Annotated in this window: 2 protein-coding genes; both read left to right on the top strand. The window is 40.9% G+C overall.

The genetic code is table 11. The annotated features are described in order from the left end of the window. Positions 1 to 180: RHS repeat protein (locus tag BW964_RS22670; protein WP_167369811.1), on the top strand; the 180-nt coding region annotated here is incomplete at its 5' end. Between the two features lie 8 nt (positions 181 to 188). Continuing rightward, the coding region (locus BW964_RS22180) for a DUF6443 domain-containing protein (protein ID WP_076510771.1) at positions 189 to 2,697 on the top strand (2,509 nt) is incomplete at its 3' end.

The raw sequence follows: 2,697 nt of genomic DNA, 5'->3' as shown, positions 1-2,697 counted from the left end.
GCATTATCAGCGTATCAGATCAGTACCTACAGCTATGATCCGTTAATCGGAGTGAAAAGCATCACCCCACCCTCCGGCATCAGAGAACTTTACAAATATGACACTGCCAACAGGCTTGAAAAAGTTATTGATATCAATGGGAAAGTACTGAAAGAATTCAAATACAACTACAAAAACTAAACACAGACATGAAAAAAATAATCATTCCCATCGGGCTGCTGCTGATCGCTCATTCAGCGAACGCCCAGCTTACCCAGGGAGAAAATTATGTACAAACCAAAACCTATCTCGATTATAACGGAGCCACCCCCACAAAGACTTCAGAAACCGTCCAGTATTTTGACGGTCTGGGAAGACCTAAACAGGTAGTCAATGTAAAAGCTTCTCCATTAGGCAGAGATGTCGTTACCCATATCGAATACGATGCATTCGGAAGACAGGTAAAAGACTACTTGCCTGTTCCGCAATCTGGAAGCCTCAATGGTGCGATTGTTCCGAGCCCATTGGCCAATGCCACCCAACCTAGCATCTATGGATCAGAAAAGATCTATGCAGAAAAAGTAGTAGAAAACTCTCCATTGGACAGAATTCAGCAGCAGATCCAGGTAGGAAATGATTGGGCTGGAAAACCCGTAAAATTTGATTACGCAACGAATATTGTTGAAGATTACGTCAGAAAATACAAAACCACTACCACGTGGATAGATGGCAGAACACAAACATTGGTAGAGCTTCCTCAGTACTTTGAGCCTTCACAACTATACAAAAACACCGTCACTGATGAAGACGGCAACAAAACCATAGAGTTTAAAAATGGGAAAGGACAGCTTTTGCTTGTCCGAAAAGTATTGAGTTCCACAGAGAATGCAGATACCTATTATGTTTATAATGAATATGATCAGCTGGCCTATGTTGTTCCTCCTTTGATCTCTACATGGAGTACTTTAGATCAAACTACCTTAGATAATTTGTTTTATCAGTATCGGTACGACGGCAGAAACCGTTTGGTAGAAAAGAAACTTCCCGGTAAAGGCTGGGAATATATGGTGTATGACAAAGCTGACCGTTTGATTCTTACTCAGGATGCGGTAATGGATGCACAGAATAAATGGCTCATGACCAAATATGATAAATTGGGAAGGGTGATCTATACAGGAATTGTTGTAGGAGGAGAGAGATCTGCTATGCAAACCCTTATTAAAGATCTTGTGATTACAGAATCCAGAAATACCACTGGCTTTACCCAAAATGGGATGGCAGTTTATTACTCCAATGATTATTTTCCCTCTGATACCCAATCTATTTTAAGTATTAACTATTACGATACCTATCCTCAGAGCTACAGCTTCAATCCCTCTTTTCCATCCACCATTCAGGGAGAACCTATTTTAACAGCAACTCCAACCGATGGAAAAAGCACCAAAGGCCTTCCTGTCATGAGCCTGGTCAAGAATATTGAAGACGATAACTGGACCAAAAATTACACCTACTATGATCTCAAAGGACGAGCGATTGGTAGTCATTCCATCAATCATCTGGGAGGCTATACCAAAACAGAATCCAAGCTGGATTTTGCAGGCGTTCCAAAGACTGTTATTACCAAACATAAAAGATTAGAGACAGATACTGAAAGAGTCATCACCGAAAACTTCACCTATGACCACCAAAACAGACTTCTGGTCCATAAGCATCAGGTAGACAGTAATCCAGAAGAAATTCTTGCCCAAAACAAGTACAATGAACTTTCCCAGCTTGAAAACAAGAAAGTCGGGGGAATCAGCATTGGATCACCGCTTCAAAGCATGGATTACCAATACAATATTCGGGGCTGGATGACCAGGATCAATGATCCGGACAATCTTAACGGAAAACTATTCGGATACTCCATGAGATATCAGGATCCCGCTATTCCTGGTACATCAGTTCCCCAATATGGAGGAAATATTGCAGAAGTCCACTGGAAAACGGCTGATGATGCTTACAAAGCATACCATTATGTTTACGATAAGCTGAACAGACTGACAGATGCCATTTACAGAGAAGCCTACACGACCGCTCCCAATAATAATTTCTTTAATGAAAGCCTGACTTATGACCTCAATGGGAATATCACTACGCTGCAAAGAAACGGAAAAGCGCCTGCAGGAACAGCACAGCTTGTCGACGATCTTACGTATCATTACACAGGAAACCGCTTGAACCAGGTTGTTGAAAGCTCTTTCAATGACGCAGGATATGAAGGCGGAAACAATATGATTGATTATGACCTCAATGGGAATATGATCAATATGAAAGACAAAGGGATCCAGAGTATTGTTTACAATTACCTGAATCTTCCAAATACTTTTTCAATAACATACGTAGATCCATTTGGACTTGGACAGGCTACAAATGCACAGTTGGGGTATTTATACCGTGCAGACGGAACAAAGCTCAGAAAAACCCATACGATTTACGGACGAAGAGGTTTTTCAGGTTCCACACGTATTACAGATTATCTTGATGGATTTCAGTATGATTATAATGAAGGAGGAGGCTTATGTCTTACTTGTAGAAGTGAAACCGCTTTTGAAGAACAGGCATATAAAAACATCAATGATGGCCTTGTTATCGGAGGCTCCCCTGAATGGAAACTTGATTTTGTGCCTACTTCAGAAGGATTTTACAGTTTCACAGAAAACCGTTATATTTACCAGT

The sequence above is a fragment of the Chryseobacterium shigense genome (genome assembly GCF_900156575.1).
Lineage (GTDB): Bacteria > Bacteroidota > Bacteroidia > Flavobacteriales > Weeksellaceae > Chryseobacterium > Chryseobacterium shigense.
This window is presented reverse-complemented; position numbering and strand designations above follow the sequence as displayed.